Origin of the sequence: Rhodococcus zopfii NBRC 100606 = JCM 9919 (assembly GCF_001895025.1) — a bacterium.
Taxonomy (GTDB): Bacteria; Actinomycetota; Actinomycetes; order Mycobacteriales; family Mycobacteriaceae; genus Rhodococcus; species Rhodococcus zopfii.
The window spans coordinates 1-22,764 of the sequence record NZ_BCXI01000043.1; the positions used below are offsets into that span (position 1 = coordinate 1).

5 protein-coding genes are annotated in these 22,764 nt (G+C 70.3%); 1 reads left to right on the forward strand and 4 read right to left on the reverse strand.

What is annotated here, in order from left to right:
* The 4 genes from RZ1_RS23820 to RZ1_RS23835 all read right to left on the reverse strand — a co-directional run.
* On the reverse strand, positions 1-17,769 hold a 17,769-nt coding region (locus RZ1_RS23820; RefSeq protein ID WP_072814990.1), incomplete at its 3' end, for a non-ribosomal peptide synthetase.
* A 445-nt stretch (positions 17,770-18,214) separates the two neighbouring features.
* The gene (locus RZ1_RS23825; protein ID WP_371305917.1) at positions 18,215-19,279 is read right to left on the reverse strand and encodes an alpha/beta hydrolase; all 1,065 of its coding nucleotides are present in this window, start codon (positions 19,277-19,279) and stop codon (positions 18,215-18,217) included.
* A 59-nt stretch (positions 19,280-19,338) separates the two neighbouring features.
* Positions 19,339-20,484, reverse strand: a complete 1,146-nt coding sequence (locus tag RZ1_RS23830; RefSeq protein ID WP_072815019.1) for an alkane 1-monooxygenase — start codon at positions 20,482-20,484, stop codon at positions 19,339-19,341.
* A 253-nt stretch (positions 20,485-20,737) separates the two neighbouring features.
* The gene (locus RZ1_RS23835) at positions 20,738-20,941 is read right to left on the reverse strand and encodes a cold-shock protein (RefSeq protein WP_072814991.1); all 204 of its coding nucleotides are present in this window, start codon (positions 20,939-20,941) and stop codon (positions 20,738-20,740) included.
* Between the two features lie 149 nt (positions 20,942-21,090).
* On the opposite strand from RZ1_RS23835, the gene RZ1_RS23840 reads away from it, so the two are divergent.
* Positions 21,091-22,356: a pyridoxal phosphate-dependent aminotransferase gene (locus RZ1_RS23840; protein WP_072814992.1), complete on the forward strand. Its 1,266-nt coding sequence runs from the start codon at positions 21,091-21,093 to the stop codon at positions 22,354-22,356.
* Positions 22,357-22,764 lie beyond the last annotated feature (408 nt).

Consider the following 22,764-nt stretch of genomic DNA (forward strand, 5'->3'; position numbering starts at 1 on the left):
GAGCCGGGCGAGCAGCACCGCCAGCGCCGCATGAACGGTCATGAACAGTGAGGCATTGTGGGCGCGGGCCAGGCGGTCCAGTGCGGCGCGCAGGGACGGCTCGATCGGAAAGTCGTAGACCCCTCCGCGCTGCGACGCGATCGCAGGTCGCGGACGGTCCGCCGGCAGGTCGAGCTGATCGGGAATTCCGGCGAGCGTCTCCGACCAGTAGGCGATCTGCTGCGAGATCAGGCTCGACGGATCGTCCTCGGTTCCGAGCATCTGGCGCTGCCACAGCGTGTAGTCCACATACTGCACAGGCAGCGGCGACCACTGCGGCACCTCACCGTGCGCACGCGCCGCGTAGGCCGTCGTCACGTCTCGCGCCAGCGGTCCGGTGGAGACACCGTCACCTGCGATGTGATGCACGACGAAGACGGCCACGTACTCCGACGGATCCACCTTCAGCAACCGCACCCGAATCGGAACTTCCGTCGTGACGTCGAACCCGGTGGTGACAACGTCCGTTACCGCACCGACGATGTCGTCGGCGGCGACCGTGACGGGCGACAGACCGATGCGCACCTCGGACACGGGCTGCACCTGTTGTGTGCCGGCACCGTCCACCTCGGGATAGATGGTGCGCAGAATTTCGTGCCGGGCGATCACGTCCCCGACGGCCGCCTCCAGCGCCCCGACGTCCAGGTCACCGGACAGCCGGATCGCCATCGGAATGTTGTACGCCGCGGACTCGGGATCGAATCGATTGAGGAACCACATCCGCTGCTGCGCCAGCGACAACGGAACCGGATCCGGACGTCGCTGAGGAATCAGCGGCAACACTCCGCCGGCACCGGCCACGTCACCGACCGCCGCGGCGAATCCCTCCACCGTCGACGCCTCGAACAGCATCCGCACCGGAATCCGCGCGTCCACCGCGGCGCCGACCCGCGAGACCACCCTCGTCGCGATCAGGGAATTGCCGCCGAGCGCGAAGAAGTCGTCGCCCGCTCCGGCCCGTTCGACACCGAGCAGATCGGAATACACGGCGGCGACGATCTCCTCGACAGGTGTCGAGGGGGCCCGGAAATCGGTGGTGCCGACGGTCGGCGTCGGCAGCGCACGGCGGTCGAGTTTGCCGTTGACGTTGAGGGGAAGCGCATCGAGCGCGATGTACGTGACGGGCACCACGTAGCTGGGAAGCCGCTGCGCGAGTGCATCTCGCACCGAAGCCTCATCGAAATCGGATGCTCCGCCGTCGGGTACGACGTAGGCGACCAGTCGATCGCCGGTCAGCTCGTCGTAGTGTGCCACCACGGCGGCATTCGTGACGGGATCGAGTGCCCTCAAGGCTGATTCGATCTCGCCGAGCTCGATGCGGAACCCGCGGATCTTGACCTGGAAGTCGGTTCGTCCCCGGTAGCCGAGTGTCCCGTCGGAATTCCACACGACGAGGTCCCCGGTGCGGTACAGCCTCCCCGCGGTGCCGTCGGCGGCGTACGGGTCGGCGACGAACCGCTCCGCCGTGAGATCGGGCCGTCCGAAGTATCCGCGCGCGAGCTGCACTCCCGCGAGGTACAGCTCGCCGGGCACGCCCACCGGTACCGGACGCAGGCGCGCGTCGAGAACCAGGACCCGGGTGTTCCAGACCGGGCGCCCGATCGGCACGTCGACCGAATCGTCCTCGCTCGCTCGATGCCAGGTCGCCGAAACCGCAGCTTCGGTGGGCCCGTAGAGGTTGTAGAGCTCGGTGTCGGGATTCGCGGTGCGGAATCGGCGTGCCACATCGGGGGCGAGGGCCTCGCCGATCGCGAGGACTCGCCGCAGCGACGGGCTCAGCGGACCGTCCGCGGCGGTGGTCAGCGCATCGAGCATCGACGGCACGACATGCAGTGTCGTGACCGCGAACCGGCGGATGGTGTCCACCAGATAGGTGGGGTCGCGGTGACCGTCGGGTTCGGCAACGACGAGTCGTCCACCGGAGACGAGCGCGGACCAGAACTCCCACACCGACAGGTCGAAGGTCGATGCGGTCTTGAGCAGTGCCGCGTCGTCGCGCGTGAGGCCGAAACGATCTGTCTTCCAGATCATCTGATTGGCGACGGCACCGTGGGTGACGGCGACACCCTTCGGTTGCCCGGTGGAACCCGATGTGAAGATCACATACGCGGTGTGGGCGGCGGTCAGCGGGGCGAGTCGCTCGTCGTCGCCGACGGGACCCGTGGGCAGTGCGTCGGATTCCCCGTCGTCGATCACGATCGTGGTCCGGTCCGTGACCATCGCGTCGCTGCGGCTGGTGAGCACGCAGAGCGGATCCGACACGCTCAGGATGTAGTCGGTCCGCTCGGCAGGCTGGGCCGGGTCGACCGGAACGTAGGCGCCGCCGGCCTTGGCCACGGCATACATGCCGACGAGCAGCTCGACGGACCGCCGCATGCCGAGCGCGACACGCGTCTCCGGGCGGACCCCGGCCGCGATCAGGCGCCGGGCGAGGCGGTTGATCCGGGAATCGAACTCACGGTATGTGAGTTCGATGTCGCCGGAGTGCAGCGCGATCGCGTCCGGCGCGGCGGCCACCTGCGCATCGAACAACGACACGAGGGTGGTCGCCGGCAGAGCGCGCCCGGTGTCGTTCCACTCGGTGACGATCCGGTGTCGCTCCACGTCGTCGAGGATGTCGATGTCGCCGACGGGCGCCTCGGGAGAGGCGACCGCGGCGCGCAGGACGCGCACGAACCTGTCCACCAGGCCGAGCGCCGTGGACTCGTCGAACAGCGCCGTGGCATAGGTGAGGTGACCCGCGATGCCGTCGGGAGCGCCCGCGGCGTCGTACCGGTCCTGGACGATCCAGTGCAGGTCGAACTGGGACGTGCGGTGGGCGAGTTCGACGAGCGAGACGTCGAGGCCGGGGAGTTCGAGTGTGCCCTGCGCGAAGTTCTGGAACGAGAAACCAACCTGGAACAGCGGGTGCCGGGCGGTCGACCGCTGCGGGTTCAGCACCTCCACGAGCCGCTCGAACGGCACGTCGGCGTTTCCGAAGGCCCGAAGGTCGGCGTCGCGCACGGTCTGCAGAAGTTCGTCGAACGTCGCGCCGTCGGCGACCGGGACCCGCATCACCAGGGTGTTGACGAACATGCCGATCAGGTCGTCGAGCTGCTGTTCCCCGCGGCCCGCGATCGGTGTGCCGACCGCGATGTCGTTGCTGTTCGACAATCGTGCCAGCAGCACGGCGAGGGCCGCGTGCACGGTCATGAACAGGGTGGCGTGCCGTCGGCGGGTGAGATCGACCAGTTGTCCGTGCAACTCGGCGTCGATGTCGAAGTCGATGCGTGCGCCCGCGTACGACTGCACGGCCGGGCGCGGGCGGTCGGTCGGCAGATCGAGCTGGTCCGGCAGCCCCGCGAGCGCACCGCGCCAGTACCTGAGCTGGCGTGAGACCAGCGAATCGGGATCGTCCTCGGATCCGAGCAGATTCCGTTGCCACAACGCATAGTCCGCGTACTGCACGGGCAGCGGTGTCCACGACGGCACCTCGCCGCCGCGGTACGCCGCGTAGGCGACGAGCAGATCCCGCACCATGGGGGCGACGGAGAAACCGTCCGCCGAGATGTGATGCACGACCACGACGAGCACGAAGTTGCCGGGTGAGAGCCGGAAGAGCCGCATCCGCAACGGAACCGCGGTGGTGACGTCGAACGGGCGGGTCGTGAACGCTGCGACGAGCCCGGTGATTTCCTCGCTGTCGGCATCGACGACGTCGATTTCCGGTGTTCCGGTCGCGGTGGGCAGCACGACCTGAACCGGGCCGCCTGCCGTGTCGGGGTACACCGTGCGCAGCGTCTCGTGCCGATCGATCACGTCCACGATCGCGGCGCGCAGCACGTCGACGTCGACCGCCCCGGACAGCCGGATCACCATCGGCAGGTTGTACGCGGTCGATTCGGGGTCGAAGCGGTTGAGGAACCACATGCGTTGCTGCGCGGGCGAGAGCGGCACGCGGTCCGGCCGGGTACCGGCGGTCAGCGCCGGTCGCGCCCCGGTGCCCGCGGTGTGGGAGACCGCAGCGGCGAGTGCCCCGACGGCCGGTGTCTCGAACACCGCGCGGACCGGAACGGTGGTGTCGAGCGCGGCCCCGAGCCGGGCCACGAGCTGGGTGGCACTGAGCGAGTTCCCGCCCAGCGCGAAGAAGTCGTCGTCGAGGCCGACGCGGTCGACGCCGAGCAGGTCGGCGTAGACGTCGGCGACGGTCTGCTCGACGGGACCTTCCGGGGCGCGGAACGGCCGGGATTCGAACGCGGGGACCGGCAGTGCCCCGCGGTCGAGTTTGCCGTTCGCGGTGATCGGCAGGGCGTCGAGCACGAGGATCTGCGCGGGCACCATGTAGCCGGGCAGTTCGCTGCCGAGCCGGTCGCGCAGCGCCTGCGGGTCGGCGCCGCGGCCGTCCGCGGGGACGACGTAACCGATGAGCCGGTCTCCGGTGCGGGTGCCGGAATGGAGCACGACGACGGCCTGGGCGACGTCGCCGCCGCGGGTGAGGGCGGATTCGATCTCGCCGAGCTCGATCCGCAGCCCGCGGACCTGAACCTGCGCGTCGCCGCGTCCGACGAAGTCGAGGTCGCCGGAAGCGGTCCGCCGCACGAGATCTCCCGTGCGGTACATGATCCCGCCGGTGAACGGATTCGCGACGAACCGGGATGCGGTGAGCGCCGGCCGCCGGTGGTAGCCCCGGGCGATTCCGGCCCCCGACAGGTACAGCTCACCGATCACCCCGTCGGCGACGAGGTGCAGTCGGCGGTCGAGGACGACCGCACCGGCGCCGTCGATCGGTGCGCCGATGGTGATGGCGTCGCCCGGGGCCAGGGGTGCGGTCTCGGTGACGATGATGGTGGTTTCGGTCGGGCCGTAGCTGTTGACGAACCGGCAGGGGGCGCCGAACCGTTGGACCAGTTCGGGCGGGCACACGTCGCCGCCCACCACGACCGCCTCGAGGTCCGGGAAGTCGCCGCTCGTGACGGTGCCGAGCGCGGCGGGAGCGGTGATGATGTGCGTGATGCGTTCGCGGCGGATCAGCTCGCCCAGTTCGGCGCCGCCGACGATCTCCGCGGGCGCGACCACCATGGTGGCGCCGACCGAGAACGCGGCGATCTGCTCGAACACCGAGGCGTCGAAACTCGACGAGGAGAACCGCAGCATTCGCGATGCCGTCGTCAGCCCGAGTTCGGGTCGGTGCGCGGCGGTGAATGCGGCAAGGCCGCGATGCGTGACGACGACGCCCTTCGGGGTGCCGGTGGAGCCGGACGTGTAGATCATGTACGCGGCGGAGCCGGCCGTGATCGCCGGGGCGAGCGGCGCGTCGGAGTGATCGTCGGCGTCGACGGTCAGCCACGGCACGTCGGCCGGGCCGTCGCCGATGCCGAGGCGTGCCCCGGAATCGGCCAGCAGGTAGGCGATGCGGGCCGCGGGCAGCGCGGGGTCGATGGGCACGAACGCCGCCCCGGTCTTCACGACCGCCCACAGCGCGACGATCGCGTCGACCGATCGGGGGAACGACAGTGCCACCGTCGTCTCCGGGACAACCCCGTGCGCGATCAGCTTGTGGGCGAGACGATTCGACGCGAGATCGAGCTCGGCGTAGGTCAGGGTGCGGTCCCCGTCCGTGGCGGCCGGGCCGTCCGGGTTCGCGGCCACGCCCGCGGCGAGGATGTCGGGGAGCAGCCGCACGGGCACCTCGTCGGGCAGCGCGTGCGCGCGGGCACGTGCGGTATCGGAATCGTCGAGGACGGGCAGGTCGCCCACCGCGACCGCCGGTTCGGCGACGATCGCGTGCAGCAGCCGCACCCACCGCTCGGTGAGGGCCACGGCGGTCGCAGCGTCGTACAGGTCCGTCGCGTAGGTCAGCGAGGCCGCGAGCCCGCCGTCGTGTTCGCGCAGCGTGAATTCGAGATCGACCTTGGCGACATCGACACCGGGATCGACGGGTTCGACTGCGAGACCGGGTAGTTCGAGAACACCGGTGCCCTGGTTCTGCAGCGACAGGGTCACCTGGAACAACGGCGAGTGCGCCTGCGAGCGGACCGGGTCGACGGCGTCGACGACGTCCTCGAACGGCACGTCGGCGTGCTCGAACGCGGCGAGGTCGGTGTCCCGGACCCGGTCGAGCACGCGGCCGAACGGGGCGGCGGAGTCGATGTCGGTGCGCAGCACGAGGGTGCCGACGAACATCCCGACCAGGTCGTCGAGTGCCGCGTCGCCTCGACCCGCGATGGGTGTGCCGACGCTGACGTCGCCGGTGGGTGCGAGCCGGGTGAGCAGCACCGCGAGGGCGGCGTGCAGCACCATGAACCGGGTCGCGCCGTGGGCGCGGGCGAGTTCGTCGAGGGCGCGCACCGTGCCGGGATCGATGCGGAAGTCCGTGCGGGCGCCGCGTTGCGAGGCGACGGGCGGGCGCGGCCGGTCCGCCGGCAGCTCGAGGACGGCGGGTGCATCGGCGAGGGTCCGCGACCAGTACGCGAGCTGGCGGGCCGCGAGCGACGCCGCGTCGGCCGGATCGCCCAGGACGGCACGCTGCCACAGAGCGAAGTCCGCGTACTGCACGGCGAGCGGCTCCCACGCGGGCGCGGCGCCGGCCAGGCGCGCGGTGTAGGCGAGCAGGATGTCCCGGGCCAGCGGGACCGTCGAGGCACCGTCGGCGGCGATGTGGTGCACGACCACGACGAGAACGTGCTCGTCGTCGGAGATCCGGAGCAGCGCACCGCGTATCGGGGGTTCGACGGTGACGTCGAACCCCCTCGAGAGCACCGTGAGCATCTCGTCGCGCACGGCTCCGGCGACGACGGGGCGGGGGCCGAGGTCGAGCGGCGCGTCGTCCAGCACGACCTGATGCGGACCGGTGTCGGCCGCCGGGAACACCGTGCGCAGGCTCTCGTGCCGGGCCACGACGTCGGCGACCGCGGCGGCGAGGGCCGCGGAGTCGAGCCGGCCGGTCAGCCGCACGGCGACGGGAATGTTGTAGACCGGCGACTCCGGATCGAACCGGTTGATGAGCCACATCCGCTGCTGGGCGGGCGAGAGCGGAACCCGGGCGGGCCGGACCGTCGCGGTCAGGGGCGGACGTTGCGGCAGCGCCGACACACCGACCGCGGCGGCGAGCGCCGCCACCGTCGGGTGCTCGAAGACCGTCCGGACCCCGAGCGCCGGATCGAGCCGCGCGATGACCCTGGTGGCCGACAGCGAATTGCCGCCGAGCGCGAAGAAGTCGTCGTGTGCGCCGACGCGGTCGAGGTCGAGGACCTCCGCGAACGCGGCCGCCACCCGTTGTTCGGCGGCATCGCGCGGTGCCACGAATTCGCTTGCCGTGAAAACGGGTTCGGGCAGAGCACGGGTGTCGATCTTGCCCGCGCCGGTCAGCGGGAACTCGTCGACGACGGTGATCGCGGACGGCACCATGTACGCGGGCAACGACTGCGCGACGTGCCCCGACACCTCGGCGGGCTCGAGCGCGGCGCCGGCGACCGGGACGACGTAGGACACCACGGTCCCGGTCGCCGCGTGCGGGACGGTGACCGCCGCGGCGACGCCCCGGTGCCCGGTGAGGGCCGCGTCGACCTCCGAGAGTTCGATGCGATGGCCGCGCACCTTGACCTGGAAGTCGGTGCGGCCGAGGTAGTCCAGTTGATGATCGCCGGTCCAGCGCACGAGGTCGCCGGTCCGGTACAGCCGGCCGGGACCGAACGGATTCGCGACGAAGCGCGCCGCCGTCAGCGCCGGTCCCGCGTGGTAGCCGCGGGCGAGTCCCGCACCGTGGACATACAGCTCGCCCGGCACACCGATCGGGACCGGATGCAGCCGTGCATCGAGCACCACCACACCGGTGCCACGTATCTGCCGGCCGATTCGCACCGGGTTGCCCGCCACCATGGGACCGAATTGGGTTGCCATGATTGTCGATTCGGTGGGACCGTAGGCGTTGAACATTTCGCGGCCCGGCGCCCAGCGCTGCACGAGCGCGGGCTCGCACGCCTCCCCGCCGACCACGACGACCCGGATGCGGTCGAGCCGCGCCGGGTCCACGGTGGCCAGCGCCGCCGGTGTGAGGAACAGGTGGGTGACCGACGCGAGCCGCTCGGCGAGTTCAGCGCCCCCGTACACGTCGGTGGGGACGAGCACGAGCGTCGCTCCCCCGCCGAACGCCATGAACAGCTCGAGCAGCGACGCGTCGAAGCTCGGTGAGGCGAACGCCGCGACGCGGTCCCCCGGCCGCACCCGGTACCGCAGTTGCTGTTCGGCGACGAACGCACCGAGCCCGCGGTGGGTGACGACGACCCCCTTGGGAACACCCGTCGAACCCGACGTGTAGATCAGGTACGCGGCCTCGTCGAGGTGCGGAGCCGCCCGTCCGATCGCACCCGGCGCGCCGGTGCCGTGCGGCGGCACCCACGTCACGATGTCCGGCAGGGTGTGATCGGCTGCCGCGACACCGATCCGGACACCCGAATCGGTGAGCATGTGCTCGATCCGCGCGCGGGGGTAGCCGGGGTCGACGGGCAGGAACGCCGCCCCGGTCTTCGCGATCGCCCACAGCGCGACGATCGAGTCCACGGACCGCGCGACGGCTGCGGCCACCACCGAGCCGGGCCGCGCGCCCGCGTCGATCAGGTTGTGCGCGAGCATGTTCGAACGACGGTCCAGTTCGCCGTAGGTGACGGACCCCTCGCCCGAGATGAGCGCGACCGCGTCGGGGTCGCGGGCGGCGTCGGCGAGCAGCTCCGGCAGTGTCCGGTACGGCGCCGGTTCCGGGGACCGCAGCAGCAGCGCGCGTTCGGCGGCGGACAGCAGCTCCAGGTCGCCCACGGCCGCGGACGGATCGGTCGCCGCCGCGGCCAGCACCCGCAGATAGCGGTCGAGCAGGGCGGCGGCGGTGGTGTCGTCGAACAGGTCCCGCGCGTAGGTCAACGCGACGGTCGCATGCTGCTCGTGCTCGGTCACGGCGAATTCGAGATCGAACTTGGCGATCTCGAAGTCGACCGGCAGCACCTCGATCCCGAGACCGGGCAGCGACACGGCGGCCGGACGCGGGACCTCGAGGGCGAGGACCGTCTGGAACAGCGGATGGTGCGAGGTGGCCCGCGACGGCGCGAGCGCCTCGGCGAGCCGTTCGAACGGCAGGTCCGCGTGCGCGTACGCGGCGAGATCGGTGTCGCGGACCCGTCCGAGCACCTCGGCGAACGAGTCACCCGCGGCCACCCGCGTGCGCAGCGGCAACGTGTTGACGAACATGCCGACGACGTCGTCGAGGTTCGCCTCCCCGCGCCCGGCGACCGGGGTACCGACCGTGATGTCGTCGGCGCCGCTCACGCGGGCGAGCAACACCGCGAGCGCGGCGTGCAACACCATGAACCGGGACGCGTCCCGGGTGCGGGCGAGGTCGGCGAGCCGGCCGTACAGGGCGGCGTCGACGGTCGCCGTGACGGTCCCGCCGCGGAACGTCGGTACCGCGGGCCGGCGCCGATCGGCCGGCAGGTCCGCGACCGCGGGGGCGTCCGCCAGGGTTCCGCGCCAGAACGCGAGCTGACGACCGGCCACCGACTCCGGATCGGAGGGGTCGCCCAGCAGATCCTGTTGCCACAGCGCGAAGTCGGCGTACTGCACGGGCAGCGGCGTCCAGGCCGGGGCGTTGCGCTCCGTCCGCGCGGCGTACGCGGTGACGAGGTCGCGGGCCAGCGCCTGCATCGACCATCCGTCGATCGCGATGTGGTGCACGACCAGCACCAGCACGTGTGCGGTGTCCTGCTCGCGCAGCACCGTCAGCGCGACGGGGGGTGCGGCGGTGACATCGAATCCGCGGCCGATCACTTCCCGCAGCCGCTGCTCGAGCGGACCGTCGAGCGGGTCGACGGTGAGCACGCGCCCGATCTCCGACGTGGGCAGAACGTCCTGGTACGGACCGTCGCCGGAGTCCGGGTAGCGGGTGCGCAGCGTCTCGTGCCGCTCGACGATGTCGGTGGCGGCTGCCTCGAGCGCCGCGTGGTCCAGCGTGCCGGTCAGCCGCAGCGCGACCGCGACGTTGTAGGCCCCGGACGCGGGGTCGAAACGGTTGACGAACCACATGCGGGCCTGGGCCGGCGACAACGGCACCCGCGCCGGTCGCTGCCGCGCCGTCAACCGCGGGCGCCCGGCACCACCGCGCTGCCGGTCGACGACGAGCGCCAGCCCGGCCACGGTCGGGTTGTCGAACAGGTCACGGATCTGGAGTCGGGTGCCGAACTCGTCGTCGATCCGGGCGAGCAGCCGGGTGGCGGTGAGCGAGTTGCCGCCGAGGTCGAAGAAGTTCGCGGTCGCTCCGACACGGTCGCGGTCCAGGATATCGGCGACGACTCCGGCCACGACGTGCTCGGTGCCGGTGGCCGGTTCGATGTGCTCGGCTGATGCGAATTCCGGTGCCGGCAAAGACTTCCGGTCGATCTTGCCGTTCGCGGTGACCGGCAGGGCGTCGAGTCCGACGGCGAGGGTGGGCACCATGTGCCGGGGCAGACGTGTCCCGGCGTACGCGAGGGCGGCATCGGCGTCGCCGACGAGGTACGCGACGAGGTGCTCCCCGGTCGTGGGGTCGCGGTGCAACACGACCACGGCCTGAGTCACCGACGGATGTTCCAGGAACACCGTTTCGATCTCGCCGGGCTCGATGCGCTGGCCGCGCAGCTTGACCTGGAAGTCGCTCCGGCCGACGTATTCGAGCGCACCGTCGCCGCGCCACCGCACCAGATCGCCGGTGCGGTAGAGACGACCGGCACCGTCCGGGTCGGCCACGAACCGCCCGGCGGTCTGCGCGGGCGCCCGATGGTAGCCGCGCGCGAGCTGCACGCCCCCGAGATACAGCTCGCCTTCGATACCGACGGGGACGGGCCGCAACCGGTCGTCGAGCACGCGGACCGAGGTGTTCCACACGGGTGTGCCGATCGGGACCGGTGTCTCGCCGGGGATCGTCCGGCAGGCGGTGACGTCGACCGCCGCCTCGGTGGGTCCGTACAGGTTGTGCAGCGGGGCGTCGAGCACCGCGGCGAACCGGGCCACGGTCGACGCGGTGAGCGCCTCCCCGCTGGTGAAGACCTGCCGCACGCTCGCGCAGCGCGACGGGTCCCCGTCGGTGAGGAACACGTCGAGCATGGACGGAACGAAATGCAATGTGCTGACCCGGTGTTCGTCGATCACCCGGGACAGGTACCGCGGATCACGGTGCCCGTCGGGGGTGGCGAGCACGACGGTCGCTCCGGTGAGCAACGGCCAGAACAGTTCCCACACCGACACGTCGAACGTCGCGGGTGTCTTCTGCAGGACCACATCGTCGCCGTCGAGCGGGTACTCTCCCTGCATCCACAGCAGCCGGTTCACGATCGCGCGGTGGGAGATCGCCACACCCTTCGGCCGCCCGGTGGAACCGGACGTGAACAGCACGTACGCGAGGTCGTCGGGCCGCAGCGGGGCACAGCGATCCGCGTCGCGGACCTGCGCGCCCGAGTACCCGTCGGCGGCGGGCAACGCGTCGAGCACCCGCGCGGGGCGGGCGGTGTCGAGAATGTGCGCGGTGCGGCCGTCCGGCTGATCGGGATCGATCGGCACGTACGCGGCCCCCGCGGTGACGACGGCGTGGATCGCGACGAGTTGCGGCAGCGACCGCGGCATCGCGACGGCCACGAGATCCCCGGGGCCGATCCCGTCGGCGATCAGCGACCGCGCCACCCGGTTCACGCGCTCGGTGAACTGTCCGTAGGTCAGGGTGCCGCCGCCGTCGACGACGACGGCCGTCGCGGCGGCGGTCCTCCCGCTCTGCTCCGCGAGAAGATCGACGAGGGTGACCTCCGGGAGCGATACCACCCGGCCGCGCTCGAATTCCGCGATCCGCTCCCGTTCCCCGTCGACGAACACGTCGAGGTCGCCGACGTGCATGTCGGGATGCGCCACGAACGTCTCGAGCAAGCCGACCAGGCGCGCCGCGATCCGTTCGACGGCGGAGCGGGTGAACAGGTCGGTGCGGTAGCGCACGCTCAGCCGCAGCCGCGGTTCGAGGATCGCCATCACGGTGAGCGGATAGTGCGTCGCGTCGCGGGCGTCGATCCCGGTCACCCGCATGCCGGCGAGGTCGGTGGTCTCGTCGAATCCGGCGCGGTCGACCGGGTACGACTCGAACACCGTCAGCGTGTCGAAGAGGGTGCCGACGCCGACGCGGTCCTGGATCTCGCCGAGCGCGACGTGGTGGTGGTCGAGCAGTCGCACCTGCTCGTCCTGGACGCGCCGCAGCAGGTCGGCCACGGTGTCGGCGGCGTCCCACCGGACGCGCACCGGCACCGTGTTGATGAACAGGCCCAGCATGTTCTCGACGCCGGGCAGGTCGGCGGGGCGGCCCGACACGGTCGCGCCGAACACCACGTCGTGGCGGTCGAGCAGCCGCGAGAGCAGCACCGCCCAGGCCGTCTGGACGAGGGTGTTGACGGTGACGTCGGCGTCGCGGCGGTCGGTGAGCGCGCCGAGCAGCGCGGCCGGCAGCGCGACGTCCACCGGCTCCGGGTTCTCGTCGAGCGCGGTGGCGGCGTGCGGCGCGATGAGCGTGGGTTCGGTGATCCCGGACAGCACCTCGTGCCATGCCGCGAGCGAGCGGTCCCGGTCCTGCTCGCACCACCACCGCAGGTAGTCCCGGTACCGCGCGGGTTCGGGCAGGGCGTCGCGGGAGACGTAGTGTGTCAGCACCTCCCGCACGAGCAGCGGCATCGACCAGCCGTCGAGGACGAGATGGTGGTTGGTCAGCACCAGCACCGCACGGTCGGGTGCGGTCCACGCCAGGACCGCCCGCAGCAGGGGCGGGTGCGCCGGGTCGAACGGGAGGACGCGTTCGGAATCCAGCAGGGCCGCGAGCCCGTCTGCGTCCGTGTGGACCTCGCGCCACGGCACATCCGCGTGCTCGAGGACGAGCTGGGCGGGGGTTCCGTCGTCGTCGTGGACGAAGGCGGTGCGCAGGCCCGCGTGCCGGGCGACGACCGCCTCGATCGCGGCGCGCAACCGCGCCGCGTCGACGGTACCTTCGAGGTCGAGGGTCAGCTGCGCGACATAGACGTCGAGCGAACCGGCCGCCAGCCGGGAGTGGAACAGCAGTCCGGTCTGCAGCGGCGGCAGCGGCCAGATGTCGCGCACCCCGGCATATTCGGATTCCCAGCGTTCGATCTGCTGCTGGTCGACGCGCACGAGCGGTACGTCGGACGGTGTGAGGCCCCCGGCATCGGGACGCTCGGCGTGCACCGCGAGGGCGCCGAGCGCACGGATCCACCGCTCGGCCAGGTCGGTGACGAGTTCGGCGGGGACGGCTCGCGGCGGGTACGCGAACGTCGCCGTCAGGTGCGGTCCGTCCGGTCCGTCGACGACCATCGCGTTGATGTCGACGGCCGCGGCGACGGCGAGCGCCGACCCGCGACCGGGATCGAGATCGACGGTGTCGGGGACCCAGCCGATCTCGCGGACCTCCGCGGGGATGTGCCCGGACGTCAACCGGCCGAGATAGTTGAACGAGATCTGCGGGGCGGCCGCTGTCGCCAGGACCGGTCCCGCCTTCGCATCCAGGTATCGCAGAATGCCGTATCCGGCACCATGATTCGGGACGGCAGCGAGGTGCTCCTTGACCGCCTTGACGGCACTGCCGGCATTCGCACCTCCGGCCAGTGCGTCGTCGACGTCGAGGTGGCCGGGCAGCGTCGGCCGCACCGGGTACACGCTGGTGAACCAGCCGACGGTACGCGCGAGGTCGGCGCCGGCAAGTTCCCGGCCGTGTCCTTCGAGCATGATCGGCACCGACCGGCCGTAGGGCGACACCGCCAGCGCGAGGGCGGTGAGCAGGCCGTCGGCGGTGCCGGCACCGTACCGGTCGGGCAGGCGCGTGAGGACCGCCTCGGTGGTGGCGGGGTCGAGATCGACCCGGACGCGTTCGACGGTGGCGAGGGTGTCGACCGCTGGATCGAGCGGGGCGATGCCCGGCAGCGACGCCCCGTCCGCGAGGGTGCGCCGCCAGAAATCCGTCTCGTCGGCGTAGGTGCCCTCGCGCGCGGCATCGTGCAGCGCGTGCGCCCACCGCCGGTAGGACGTCCCGGCCTCGGCGAGCTCCGGCTCGGCCACGGCGACACCGCTGTTCGCGGCCGCGACGATCTGCATCCACGCCTGCGCCAGGTCCGGAAGCAGGACCCGCCAGGACACCCCGTCGACGACCAGGTGGTGCGCGACGATCAGCAGGCGACCGTGGCCGTCGGCGACGTCGAACCAGACGCACCGCAGCATCGCGCCGGTGGCCGGGTCCAGACGCTGCGCGGCGTCACCGCACGCCGCCCCGACCCGGGCCCGGATCGAATCGGCATCGCCGGTGACGCTGCGGGAGAAGGGGATTCGGGTGATTGATACGGCATCGTCCGGCGCCTCGGCGAAGACCTCCCACGTTTCGCCGTCGAACCTCGAGCGGAGGATGTCGTGCCGCGCGACGACCGCGTCGAGCGCGGCGGTCAGGTGCCCGAGGGTCAGGTCGACCGGGGTGGTCACGAGGACAGCCTGCGCGAATCCGGAATAGTCCCCGCGGCGCATCATCTCGTGGGCGATCGGGGGCAGCGGAACGGTACCGACGCCGCCACCGTCGAGCTCGGCGAGAGCGGTCTCGCGGGGCACCGCGGTCGCGACCCGCGCGAGCGCCGCGATCGTCTTGTGCTCGAAGATCTGCCGTGCGGTCAGGTGCAGGCCCCCCTCCTTTGCGCGGGCCGCGAACTGCATCGCGATGATGCTGTCGGCGCCGAGGGCGAAGAGCGAATCGTCCGCGCCGATGCGGTCGACGTCGAGCAGGCCGGACGCGATCTCGACGAGAATCCGTTCGGATGTGCTGGCAGGGGAACGGAATTCCGCTGCGGCGAATCGCGGTGCCGGGAGCGCCGCGCGATCGAGTTTGCCGGCCGGGGTGACCGGAACCCGGTCCAGTTCGACGATGGCGCCCGGCACCATGTGCGACGGGAGCATCGTCGCGACACCGGCAAGCAGTGTTTCGGCGTCGAATGTGCCGCCGGGCTTCATCAGCACATAGGACACGGGGACGACCGAGTGGCCGGTGTCGTGGACGATCGTCGCGGCATAGTCGACACCGTCCAGTTCGCTCAGGGCGGCATCGATCTCGCCGAGTTCGATGCGGAAGCCGCGGATCTTGACCTGGAAGTCGGACCGGCCGACGAAATCCAGTTGGTGGTCGTCCGTCCAGCGCACCTCGTCGCCCGTGCGGTACAGCCGGGTTCCGGGATCGAAGGGGTTGGCGACGAACCGGTCCGCGGTCTGACCGGGACGGCGCCAGTAGCCGCGCGCGAGACCCGGCCCGCCGAGGTAGAGCTCGCCGACGAATCCCACGGGTACGGGGTTCAGTCGCCGGTCGAGCACGACCGCGGTCACCCCGTCGAGCGGCCGGCCGATCGTGATCGGATCACCCGGAAGTAGGGGAGCCCCGGCGGTCACCACGATGGTGGTCTCGGTGGGGCCGTAGCTGTTGACGAAACGTGCTGCACTGCTGAACTTCTCGACGAGATCCGGAGTGCACACGTCGCCGCCGACGACGACCGCCTCGAGGTCCCCGAGCCCGGCCGGATCGACCGTCGTGAGCACGGTCGGTGCGGACACGATGTGCGTGACCCGCTGCCGGCGCAGCAACCGGACGAGGTCGTCGCCGCCGAGGGTGTCGGGGGGTGCCACCACCATCGCCGCGCCCGCGCTGAACGCCTGCAGCATCTCGAAGATCGACGCGTCGAAGCTTGCCGACGAGAAGCGCAGCATCCGCGACTGCGACGTCAGACCGAGCTCGGGCCGCGCCGCGGCACCGAACGTGGCCAACCCGGAATGGGTGACCACCACGCCCTTCGGTGTGCCGGTCGAGCCGGAGGTGTAGATCATGTAGGCCGGATTCTCCGGTCTCAGCGCCGCCGCCTCGGTGTGCAGCGGAGTCGACCACGATCCCTCCCGGATGTCGGGTCCGTCCACCGCGATCCAGCGGGTGCCGGTCGGCAGCGCACCGACGCGGTCGCACACGGTCACCCCGAGCCGGGCGCCGCAGTCGCGCACCATGTACTCGATGCGCTGCGGCGGCAGCGCCGGGTCGACCGGCACGAACGCGGCCCCGGTCTTCGCGACCGCCCACATCGCGATCAACGCTTCCGTGCTGCGGTCCATGCAGAGGACGACGAATTCCTCCGGTGCGGCGCCTTCCCCCCGCAGCACCTGTGCGAGCTGCCGGGAACGCGCGTCCAGCTCGCGATACGACAGAACCCGGTTCCCGTCGATGATCGCGGGTCCGTCCGGGTTGCACGCGACACCGTCGGCGAGCAGATCCCGCAGCAGACGCACGGGACGTGCGACCGGACCGCGGCACGGAACCAGCGCGTCGCGTTCGTCGTCGTGCAGCACGTCGAGATCGCCGAGGGCGCCGGCGGTGGAGACGAACGCGGCGAGGAACTCGACGAACCGGGCGTGGTGCGATCGCAGCTCCGCGCGCGTGTAGAGGTTGGGGTTGGCCTCGAGATCGATGCGGGCCGGGTCGTCGGGGCCACTCGGATAGACGTTGAGCGAAAGGTCTTCGGCCGGACCGGTGCTGAGCACATGCAGCTGCCCCGTGGCGTCGCCGAGCCGCACTCGCCCGTGGAACATCATGATGTTCACGGCCGGCCCGAAGAATCCGCGGGTGGCGCTGCCGTATCCGGCGTCGCGGCGCATGTCCTCGGCCCGATACCGCTGGTGACGCAGCGCACCGGTCAGCTCGAGCTGCACCCGCCCGATGAGGTCCACGGCGATGTCGTCGGGATCCACCGCTACGCGGATCGGCACGACATTGGACACCATGCCGCCCGACCGCCGCAGCTTCGCGGTGGTCCGTGCGGACACGGGCAGGCTCAGGACGACGTCGCGCTCGCCCGTGACCCGGGACAGGAACGCGGCGAACGCGGACACGACGACGGTCGCGAATGTGGTGCCGGGCGACGCGGCGAGCCGCCGGTCGACGGCGCCGGACACGTGGTCGGGCAGCGGCTCGCTCCACCGGACCGGGTGTGGTCCGACCGGGGCGGCCCGCCCGGCGAGACTGATCGGGTGCGGCAGATTCGCCGTCCGCTCGGACCAGTAGGCGCGGTCGGAGTCGAACCGGCCGGACGATCGGTAGCGTGCCTCGTCCTCGATGATCTCGGGCAGGGCATTGACAGCGAACGGCGCGGGGCCGCGACCTTCGATGGCCGCGGTGTACCGCTCCGCGGTCCGGTTCGCGAACGTCATCGCCCCGAAGCCGTCGAGGGCGATGTGGTGGATCCGGGTGTAGACCAGGTGGTGCTCGGCGTCGATGCGCAGCACCGCGCACACGATGAGCCGGTCGCGGAGCATGTCGAGGGGGGCGTCCCACTCCGCCCGCATCCACGCGATCGCTGCCGCGCCGGGATCGGGTTCGCCGCGCAGGTCGACGATCGTGATCCGGTCCTCGAGCGTGTCGTCGACGACCTGGTAGGGGGTGCCGTCCTCCTCGTAGAGCCGCAGCATCCCGGTGCCCAGTTCCCGCGCGGTGTCCGCGGCCGCGTCGGCGAACACGTCGGCGTCGAAAGGGCCTCGAACATCGAGGTATTGCGCGATGGTCAGGGGCACGTCGTCCAGCAGATGCTGGGCGAACCAGATGCCCCGCTGCGCGGCGGACAGGGGAAATCCAGCGGTGAGGGCGTGGTCTCGAGTCGTCGCATCGGGTCGCAACTTCGGTGACACGCTCCTCCTTCCATGCGTCCCGTAACGGCGACAGGCGCATGGTTGCCGAAAACACGCGAGAACCGTGCGCTCGCTACAGACTAGTCGTGCCGATGATCCCGCACCGGGCTGGCGCGCGTCCCGCGGGCCGGGATCTTCGTCCGGTTCGGGTCCGGAGTGCGGACGATGTTTCCTCGGCGGTGCGGGACGTGAACGCCGTCAACCGCATCCCGCACGGAGCGGTCGAAATGGGGAAATCCCCCCGGGGGCCGGCGATGGGCCCATGCCCGCCCGCGCCCCGCGCGGGTCGCCCGTCCGATGTCACCTACAGCCCTCCCCAGCCCGACGACACGCAGCTCAGCGTAGCCCGGCACGAGCGCCCGGCGAGCCAGGAGCCGCCTTTTACCGACGAATACCCACGATCCGAGTGGCCGTCGAGTAGACATCACATCCGAAAGTCGCGGCGCTACCGCTCGACACCCATCGCCGCGGCCAGTTGCGGCCACGACGCATGCAGCTCGTCCTGCCAGTAGCCCCACGAGTGTGTCCCGTCGGCGCGGAACCGGAACGTCGCGGGAATCCCCAGTTCCCGGAGGCGGTCGGCGAGCCGGTGCGTGCACACATTGGTGGCCGCTTCGATGAGACCTCCCCACACGACCTGTTCGATCAGCATCGGCGCCTGCGGGGACCGCGGCAGCCACGGACTGTCGTAGGGACCGGGTAGCCCGCTGCCGTTGGAAATGTACAGCGACAACCCCCGCAGCTTCTCGGCGTTGAGGTACGGGTCGTGCGCCTCCCACCCCGGGCCGTCGTAGGGACCCCACATGTTCGTCGCGTCCTTCGCGCCGGCCACCTCGACGACGGTGCGGACGAATGCCTGGCCGAGGGGGTCGCTGGTCTGCGCGCACCCGCTGTACGACGCGACCGCGCGGTACAGCCCCGGCGCCTGGATGGCCAGGTCCAGCACGGAGGTCGCGGCCATGGACAGGCCCGCGATCGCGTTGACACCGGACGCTCCGAGTGCCCGGTCCAGGGCGGGAGGCAATTCCCGGGTGAGGAACGTGCCCCACTTGTTGCTGCCGGACACCGGGTCCTCGTGCAACCAGTCGGTGTAGTAGCTGATCATGCCCTCGGCCGGGATCACGACGTTGACGTCCTTGTCCGCGGTGAAATCGAGGAGGTCGGTCTGGTTGAGCCAGGTCATCGAGTCCTCGCCGCCACCGGCCCCGTTGAACAGGTACAGCGTCGGCCGCGGTGTCGTCGGGTCGGCGGGACGGATCACGTTGAGGGTGATCGTGCGACCCATCGCCGGGGAGTACACGTGCACGTCCCAGCGCCGGTCCCCCACCTCGTCGATCCGCTGGACGACTGCCGTGCCGGCACCCGATCCGGAGATCTGTCCCGGCACCGCCCGGGCCACCGCGTGCGCGGCCGCCGCGAGCACGGTACCGGCGAGCACGGCTCCGGCGAGCCGCACCCACGACCGCTCCGCTCCACCGGCACCGGAACCGGCACTTCGAAGAGTTTTCACCCTCGACAACCCCCCGCCGTTCACCCCGACACGGACGCTCCGCATCCGTGTGACCAGGATTACGTAACGGCAGAGTAACGCGCAAGAATTTCGGTCTCTTTTCGCGGATCGATGTTGATGCGCGACAGGTCGTTGTCGTAGTGCTCGAGCACGCGACGATCCATGACACGGCGCCACAGCGGCGGCACGAGCGAGGTGAGGACGAGCACCGCATAGCCGGCGGGCAACTGCGGGGCGTCCGGCATGCTGCGCAGCGTCTGATAGCGGCGCATCGGATTGGCATGGTGGTCGCTGTGCCGCTGCAGGTTGTAGAGGAACAGGTTGCTGCACACGTGATCGCTGTTCCAGCTGTGGGGCGCCGCGACCCGCACGTAACGACCGTCGGGTCTCTTCTCCCGCAGCAGACCGTAGTGCTCGAGATAGTTCACGGCCTCGAGGAACATCACGGCCATCACCGCCTGCACGACGAGCCACGGCGCGATCTGCCAGCCGAACGCCGCGACAAGGGCGACGAACAGCCCCACGCTCATCGCCCACGCGTTGAGGATGTCGTTGCGAACCGGGTTCCACGGCGAGCGTCCGCGGCGACGCAGCCGCGCACTCTCGTAGCTCCAGGCCGACCGCAGGCTGCCGACGACCGCCCGCGGCAGGAAGCGCCAGTAGCTTTCCCCGAAACGGGCGGTCGCAGGGTCGTCCGGGGTCGCCACACGCAGGTGGTGACCGTGATTGTGTTCGACGTAGAAGTGCCCGTAGAAGGACTGGGCGAGCGCGACCTTCGCGAGCCACCGTTCGTGGTTCGTCCGCTTGTGTCCGAGTTCGTGGGCTGCGTTGATGCCGACGCCGCCGACGACGCCGAGCGTGGCGGCCATCGCGAACTTCTCGAACGGACCCATCGGACTGTTCACCCAGGTCCAGCAGCCGAAGACCAATCCCGCGTACTGCAACGGCAGATACAGATAGGTGCACCGGCGGTAGTACTTGTCGCGCTCGAGGGACTTCATCACCTCTTCGGGCGGATTGGTCCGGTCCTGGTCGACGAACCGATCCACGAGCGGGGCTATCACGGCGATGACGATCGCCCCGGCGGCCCAGAACACGCCGAGATGCAGATAGTGCACGAGGACCCATGCGGCGAAGGGGCTCAGCGGCACCGCCAGCCCGTAGAGCCAGAGATGCCGTCTCGGGTCCTTCCAGCGTGACCCCATCTTGTCGTCCGTCGGCACCGCCGACCCCGCGGACACACCCAATTCCACCACGCACTTTCAGCCGTACCCGCAATGCCAACCTGCTCGACCGCAGGAAGCACGCTGCCCTCGCCCCCGAACGCAGCCCCATCGACCTCGGAGAATAGTGCACGGGGGCGGACCGTCATGTGGTCAGTGACAGACCCCACAGACGAGACAACGGTGGTGCCGGCAACAACGTTGCGGCACCACCGTTGTGAACGGGGAACGCGGATCAGATCGCGCGGACGCCCTGCGCCTGCGGGCCCTTCTGGCCCTGGCCGATCTCGAACTCGACGCGGGCACCCTCATCGAGGGACTTGAACCCGCTGCCCTGAATCTCGGAGTAGTGGACGAAAACGTCCGGTCCCCCGCCGTCCTGTTCGATGAATCCGAACCCCTTCTCCGCGTTGAACCACTTCACAGTTCCCTGCGCCATTCCGCTGACTCCCTCAATCCACATCCGGACGTCACCCCGACGCCGCGGTCACAAGTGGCCATCATCGCACTGTTTCCGTCGATCGTCGCGGCGGACGCGGCGGGGTTTCGGAAAATCCGGTTGAAATCGAGTTGCGCGCCGGTGGCACGATGGACGCCGTGACTATCGGAGAGCAAGGCCACCTTCATCACCGCATCACCCGCCCGCTCGAGCAGTCCGCGAAGCTGCAGAACGTGCTGTACGAGATCCGCGGGCCGGTGCATGCCCATGCCGCGCGGCTGGAGGCGGAAGGTCACCGCATCCTCAAGCTGAACATCGGCAACCCCGCGCCGTTCGGGTTCGAGGCGCCCGAGACGATCGTGCAGGACATGATCGCCGCACTCCCGCACGCCCAGGGTTACTCCGAGTCCAAGGGCATCGCGTCGGCGCGTCGCGCGATCGTCACCCGCTACGAACTCGTGCCGGGATTCCCCAAGGTCGACATCAACGACGTCTACCTGGGCAACGGCGTCTCCGAACTCATCACGATGACGATGCAGGCGCTGCTCGACGACGGCGACGAGGTCCTGATCCCCGCGCCCGACTACCCGCTGTGGACCGCGATGACGTCCCTCGCCGGCGGTACTCCCGTGCACTACCTGTGCGACGAGTCCAACGACTGGAATCCGGACATCGCCGACATCGAGTCGAAGATCACCGACCGCACCAAGGCGCTGCTGGTCATCAATCCGAACAATCCGACGGGCGCGGTGTACTCCCTCGAGGTGCTGTCGCAGCTCGTCGACCTGGCCCGCAAGCACCAGCTGCTGCTGCTCTCCGACGAGATCTACGACAAGATCCTCTACGACGACGCGAAGCACATCTCGCTCGCGACGTTGGCACCCGACCTGCTGTGCCTGACCTACAACGGCCTGTCGAAGGCCTACCGGGTCGCCGGCTACCGCTCGGGCTGGATGACCATCACCGGCCCGAAGGAACACGCTGCCGGCTTCCTCGAGGGCGTCGACCTGCTCGCCTCGACGCGCCTGTGCCCGAACGTCCCGGCCCAGCACGCGATCCAGGTCGCGCTCGGCGGCCATCAGAGCATCGAGGACCTGATCCTGCCCGGCGGCAGGCTGCTCGAGCAGCGCGATGTCGCGTGGGAGCGCCTCAACGCGATCCCGGGCGTGAGCTGCGTCAAGCCGCGCGGCGCCCTGTACGCCTTCCCCCGGCTGGACCCGAACGTGTACGAGATCCACGACGACGAGAAGCTCGTGCAGGACCTGCTGCTGCAGGAGAAGATCCTCATGGTCCAGGGCACCGGTTTCAACTGGCCGGACCACGACCACCTGCGGATCGTCACCCTGCCGTGGGCCCGCGACCTCGCAGTGGCGATCGAGCGGTTCGGCAATTTCCTGTCCAGCTACAAGCAGTAGCGGCCCCGACGGCGGGCTTCGGATCGGACATTCCGGACTCCGGAGCCTGCCGTGACACGCCCGAGTGTCGCGACACGCCGATTGTTGCGGAATGTATACCTGCACTTATTGGACAGCATTTGTGCAGGTCGAAGGTCCCCAAATAGTCCCAAATCGGGCAATCCGGCCAACTGGTGAGGGTCGACACACCGCAGAAGGCTTCCCCGAATGCCGACAGAGCAAGTAGGTTTGTCCATGGCACGACTCGGTCGTGCCGGGCTCCCTGACCGTCGCCATCCCCCCTGTGCGAGGTCAGGTGAAGGTGGCGGGGACACCCCCCCTGCTCCCCGCCACCACCAGCCCAAATTCTCGGCGGGAGATTCACTCGCGGTCACGATTGAACCACAGAGTTTCAGCGTAATCCACACG

Excerpts from the sequence above, each read along its gene's own strand:
- RZ1_RS23830 (WP_072815019.1), bottom strand. The coding sequence starts at position 20,484 with ATGGGGTCACGCTGGAAGGACCCGAGACGGCATCTCTGGCTCTACGGG.
- RZ1_RS23835 (WP_072814991.1), bottom strand. The coding sequence starts at position 20,941 with ATGGCGCAGGGAACTGTGAAGTGGTTCAACGCGGAGAAGGGGTTCGGA.
- RZ1_RS23840 (WP_072814992.1), top strand. The coding sequence starts at position 21,091 with ATGGACGCCGTGACTATCGGAGAGCAAGGCCACCTTCATCACCGCATC.